Source organism: Escherichia sp. WS1265 (assembly GCF_046487585.1).
GTDB classification, from domain to species: Bacteria; Pseudomonadota; Gammaproteobacteria; order Enterobacterales; family Enterobacteriaceae; genus Escherichia; species Escherichia coli.
Genome location: NZ_JBJQJE010000047.1, coordinates 1 through 4,519, shown reverse-complemented (window position 1 = coordinate 4,519; position 4,519 = coordinate 1). Strand labels below are relative to the sequence as shown.

The 4,519-nt window shown below is 40.7% G+C and carries 5 protein-coding genes and 2 pseudogenes; 3 read left to right on the top strand and 4 right to left on the bottom strand.

Annotated features, from left to right (window positions below; all coding sequences use genetic code 11):
* Positions 1-96, top strand: a 96-nt coding sequence (locus ACJHX3_RS24360) for an IS1 family transposase (RefSeq protein WP_000851394.1), incomplete at its 5' end; no start/stop codon positions are given.
* Between the two features lie 19 nt (positions 97-115).
* Here ACJHX3_RS24360 and tetR(B) read toward each other — a convergent pair.
* Entirely contained in the window at positions 116-739 is a 624-nt protein-coding gene (gene tetR(B) / locus ACJHX3_RS24355) for a tetracycline resistance transcriptional repressor TetR(B) (RefSeq protein ID WP_000088605.1), read from the bottom strand.
* 81 nt (positions 740-820) lie between these two features.
* On the opposite strand from tetR(B), the gene tet(B) reads away from it, so the two are divergent.
* Complete coding sequence (gene tet(B) / locus ACJHX3_RS24350) at positions 821-2,026, top strand: tetracycline efflux MFS transporter Tet(B) (RefSeq protein ID WP_001089068.1); 1,206 nt, start codon at positions 821-823, stop codon at positions 2,024-2,026.
* Positions 2,027-2,138: 112 nt separating this feature from the next.
* On the opposite strand, the gene tetC is transcribed toward tet(B), so the two are convergent.
* Complete coding sequence (gene tetC / locus ACJHX3_RS24345; RefSeq protein WP_000428546.1) at positions 2,139-2,732, bottom strand: tetracyline resistance-associated transcriptional repressor TetC; 594 nt, start codon at positions 2,730-2,732, stop codon at positions 2,139-2,141.
* Positions 2,733-2,819: 87 nt separating this feature from the next.
* Here tetC and ACJHX3_RS24340 point away from each other — a divergent pair.
* A pseudogene (locus ACJHX3_RS24340) lies at positions 2,820-3,215 on the top strand (helix-turn-helix domain-containing protein); the annotation flags it as partial.
* A gap of 30 nt (positions 3,216-3,245) precedes the next feature.
* Here ACJHX3_RS24340 and ACJHX3_RS24335 read toward each other — a convergent pair.
* Together ACJHX3_RS24335 and ACJHX3_RS24330 are read right to left on the bottom strand one after the other, a co-directional pair.
* Positions 3,246-4,409, bottom strand: a pseudogene (locus ACJHX3_RS24335) (IS4-like element ISVsa5 family transposase); the annotation flags it as partial.
* 14 nt (positions 4,410-4,423) lie between these two features.
* Positions 4,424-4,519, bottom strand: a 96-nt coding sequence (locus ACJHX3_RS24330) for an IS1 family transposase (RefSeq protein WP_000851394.1), incomplete at its 5' end; no start/stop codon positions are given.

Genomic DNA, 4,519 nt, shown 5'->3' with positions numbered 1-4,519 from the left:
GCACGGCTGGGACGGAAGTCGCTGTCGTTCTCAAAATCGGTGGAGCTGCATGACAAAGTCATCGGGCATTATCTGAACATAAAACACTATCAATAAGTTGGAGTCATTACCGCTTTTAAGACCCACTTTCACATTTAAGTTGTTTTTCTAATCCGCATATGATCAATTCAAGGCCGAATAAGAAGGCTGGCTCTGCACCTTGGTGATCAAATAATTCGATAGCTTGTCGTAATAATGGCGGCATACTATCAGTAGTAGGTGTTTCCCTTTCTTCTTTAGCGACTTGATGCTCTTGATCTTCCAATACGCAACCTAAAGTAAAATGCCCCACAGCGCTGAGTGCATATAATGCATTCTCTAGTGAAAAACCTTGTTGGCATAAAAAGGCTAATTGATTTTCGAGAGTTTCATACTGTTTTTCTGTAGGCCGTGTACCTAAATGTACTTTTGCTCCATCGCGATGACTTAGTAAAGCACATCTAAAACTTTTAGCGTTATTACGTAAAAAATCTTGCCAGCTTTCCCCTTCTAAAGGGCAAAAGTGAGTATGGTGCCTATCTAACATCTCAATGGCTAAGGCGTCGAGCAAAGCCCGCTTATTTTTTACATGCCAATACAATGTAGGCTGCTCTACACCTAGCTTCTGGGCGAGTTTACGGGTTGTTAAACCTTCGATTCCGACCTCATTAAGCAGCTCTAATGCGCTGTTAATCACTTTACTTTTATCTAATCTAGACATCATTAATTCCTAATTTTTGTTGACACTCTATCATTGATAGAGTTATTTTACCACTCCCTATCAGTGATAGAGAAAAGTGAAATGAATAGTTCGACAAAGATCGCATTGGTAATTACGTTACTCGATGCCATGGGGATTGGCCTTATCATGCCAGTCTTGCCAACGTTATTACGTGAATTTATTGCTTCGGAAGATATCGCTAACCACTTTGGCGTATTGCTTGCACTTTATGCGTTAATGCAGGTTATCTTTGCTCCTTGGCTTGGAAAAATGTCTGACCGATTTGGTCGGCGCCCAGTGCTGTTGTTGTCATTAATAGGCGCATCGCTGGATTACTTATTGCTGGCTTTTTCAAGTGCGCTTTGGATGCTGTATTTAGGCCGTTTGCTTTCAGGGATCACAGGAGCTACTGGGGCTGTCGCGGCATCGGTCATTGCCGATACCACCTCAGCTTCTCAACGCGTGAAGTGGTTCGGTTGGTTAGGGGCAAGTTTTGGGCTTGGTTTAATAGCGGGGCCTATTATTGGTGGTTTTGCAGGAGAGATTTCACCGCATAGTCCCTTTTTTATCGCTGCGTTGCTAAATATTGTCGCTTTCCTTGTGGTTATGTTTTGGTTCCGTGAAACCAAAAATACACGTGATAATACAGATACCGAAGTAGGGGTTGAGACGCAATCGAATTCGGTATACATCACTTTATTTAAAACGATGCCCATTTTGTTGATTATTTATTTTTCAGCGCAATTGATAGGCCAAATTCCCGCAACGGTGTGGGTGCTATTTACCGAAAATCGTTTTGGATGGAATAGCATGATGGTTGGCTTTTCATTAGCGGGTCTTGGTCTTTTACACTCAGTATTCCAAGCCTTTGTGGCAGGAAGAATAGCCACTAAATGGGGCGAAAAAACGGCAGTACTGCTCGGATTTATTGCAGATAGTAGTGCATTTGCCTTTTTAGCGTTTATATCTGAAGGTTGGTTAGTTTTCCCTGTTTTAATTTTATTGGCTGGTGGTGGGATCGCTTTACCTGCATTACAGGGAGTGATGTCTATCCAAACAAAGAGTCATCAGCAAGGTGCTTTACAGGGATTATTGGTGAGCCTTACCAATGCAACCGGTGTTATTGGCCCATTACTGTTTGCTGTTATTTATAATCATTCACTACCAATTTGGGATGGCTGGATTTGGATTATTGGTTTAGCGTTTTACTGTATTATTATCCTGCTATCGATGACCTTCATGTTAACCCCTCAAGCTCAGGGGAGTAAACAGGAGACAAGTGCTTAGTTATTTCGTCACCAAATGATGTTATTCCGCGAAATATAATGACCCTCTTGATAACCCAAGAGGGCATTTTTTACGATAAAGAAGATTTAGCTTCAAATAAAACCTATCTATTTTATTTATCTTTCAAGCTCAATAAAAAGCCGCGGTAAATAGCAATAAATTGGCCTTTTTTATCGGCAAGCTCTTTTAGGTTTTTCGCATGTATTGCGATATGCATAAACCAGCCATTGAGTAAGTTTTTAAGCACATCATCATCATAAGCTTTAAGTTGGTTCTCTTGGATCAATTTGCTGACAATGGCGTTTACCTTACCAGTAATGTATTCAAGGCTAATTTTTTCAAGTTCATTCCAACCAATGATAGGCATCACTTCTTGGATAGGGATAAGGTTTTTATTATTATCAATAATATAATCAAGATAATGTTCAAATATACTTTCTAAGGCAGACCAACCATTTGTTAAATCAGTTTTTGTTGTGATGTAGGCATCAATCATAATTAATTGCTGCTTATAACAGGCACTGAGTAATTGTTTTTTATTTTTAAAGTGATGATAAAAGGCACCTTTGGTCACCAACGCTTTTCCCGAGATCTCATCTATTGAAACAGCTTGATAGCCTTTTTCAACAAACAATATTCGTGCTGAGTTAACCAGTGATTGATAGGTACTCTTAAAATTTTCTTGTTGATGATTTTTATTTTCCATGATAGATTTAAAATAACATACCGTCAGTATGTTTATGGTATCATGATGATGTGGTCGTGACAATCTTAAGAACATTTAGGTTATTTTATGTATATTGAACAGCATTCTCGCTATCAAAATAAAGCTAATAACATCCAATTAAGATATGATGATAAGCAGTTTCATACAACGGTTATCAAAGATGTTCTATTATGGATTGAACATAATTTAGATCAGTCTTTACTGCTTGATGATGTGGCGAATAAAGCGGGTTATACCAAGTGGTATTTTCAGCGGCTGTTCAAAAAAGTAACAGGGGTCACACTGGCTAGCTATATTCGTGCTCGTCGTTTGACGAAAGCGGCTGTTGAGTTGAGGTTGACGAAAAAAACTATCCTTGAGATCGCATTAAAATATCAATTTGATTCCCAACAATCTTTTACACGTCGATTTAAGTACATTTTTAAGGTTACACCAAGTTATTATCGGCGTAATAAATTATGGGAATTGGAGGCAATGCACTGAGAGATCCCCTCATAATTTCCCCAAAGCGTAACCATGTGTGAATAAATTTTGAGCTAGTAGGGTTGCAGCCACGAGTAAGTCTTCCCTTGTTATTGTGTAGCCAGAATGCCGCAAAACTTCCATGCCTAAGCGAACTGTTGAGAGTACGTTTCGATTTCTGACTGTGTTAGCCTGGAAGTGCTTGTCCCAACCTTGTTTCTGAGCATGAACGCCCGCAAGCCAACATGTTAGTTGAAGCATCAGGGCGATTAGCAGCATGATATCAAAACGCTCTGAGCTGCTCGTTCGGCTATGGCGTAGGCCTAGTCCGTAGGCAGGACTTTTCAAGTCTCGGAAGGTTTCTTCAATCTGCATTCGCTTCGAATAGATATTAACAAGTTGTTTGGGTGTTCGAATTTCAACAGGTAAGTTAGTTGCTAGAACCCATGGCTCCTTTGCCGACGCTGAGTAGATTTTAGGTGACGGGTGGTGACAATGAGTCCGTGTCGAGCGCTGATTTTTTCGGCCTTTAGAGCGAGATTTATACAATAGAATTTGGCATGAGATTGGATTGCTTTTAGTCAGCCTCTTATAGCCTAAAGTCTTTGAGTGACTAGATGACATATCATGTAAGTTGCTGATAGGTTTCCAGTTTTCCGCTCCTAGGTCTGCATATTGTACTTTTCCTCTTACTCGACTTAACCAGTACCAACCCAGCTTCTCAACGGATTTATACCATGGCACTTTAAAGCCAGCATCACTGACAATGAGCGGTGTGGTGTTACTCGGTAGAATGCTCGCAAGGTCGGCTAGAAATTGGTCATGAGCTTTCTTTGAACATTGCTCTGAAAGCGGGAACGCTTTCTCATAAAGAGTAACAGAACGACCGTGTAGTGCGACTGAAGCTCGCAATACCATAAGTCGTTTTTGCTCACGAATATCAGACCAGTCAACAAGTACAATGGGCATCGTATTGCCCGAACAGATAAAGCTAGCATGCCAACGGTATACAGCGAGTCGCTCTTTGTGGAGGTGACGATTACCTAACAATCGGTCGATTCGTTTGATGTTATGTTTTGTTCTCGCTTTGGTTGGCAGGTTACGGCCAAGTTCGGTAAGAGTGAGAGTTTTACAGTCAAGTAATGCGTGGCAAGCCAACGTTAAGCTGTTGAGTCGTTTTAAGTGTAATTCGGGGTAATGACTCCAACTTACTGATAGTGTTTTATGTTCAGATAATGCCCGATGACCTTGTCATGCAGCTCCACCGATTTTGAGAACGACAGTGACTTCCGTCCCAGCCTTGC

What these genes read in the sequence shown, in the direction of transcription:
- tetC (WP_000428546.1), bottom strand. Translation starts at nt 2,732, where the DNA reads ATGGAAAATAAAAATCATCAACAAGAAAATTTTAAGAGTACCTATCAA.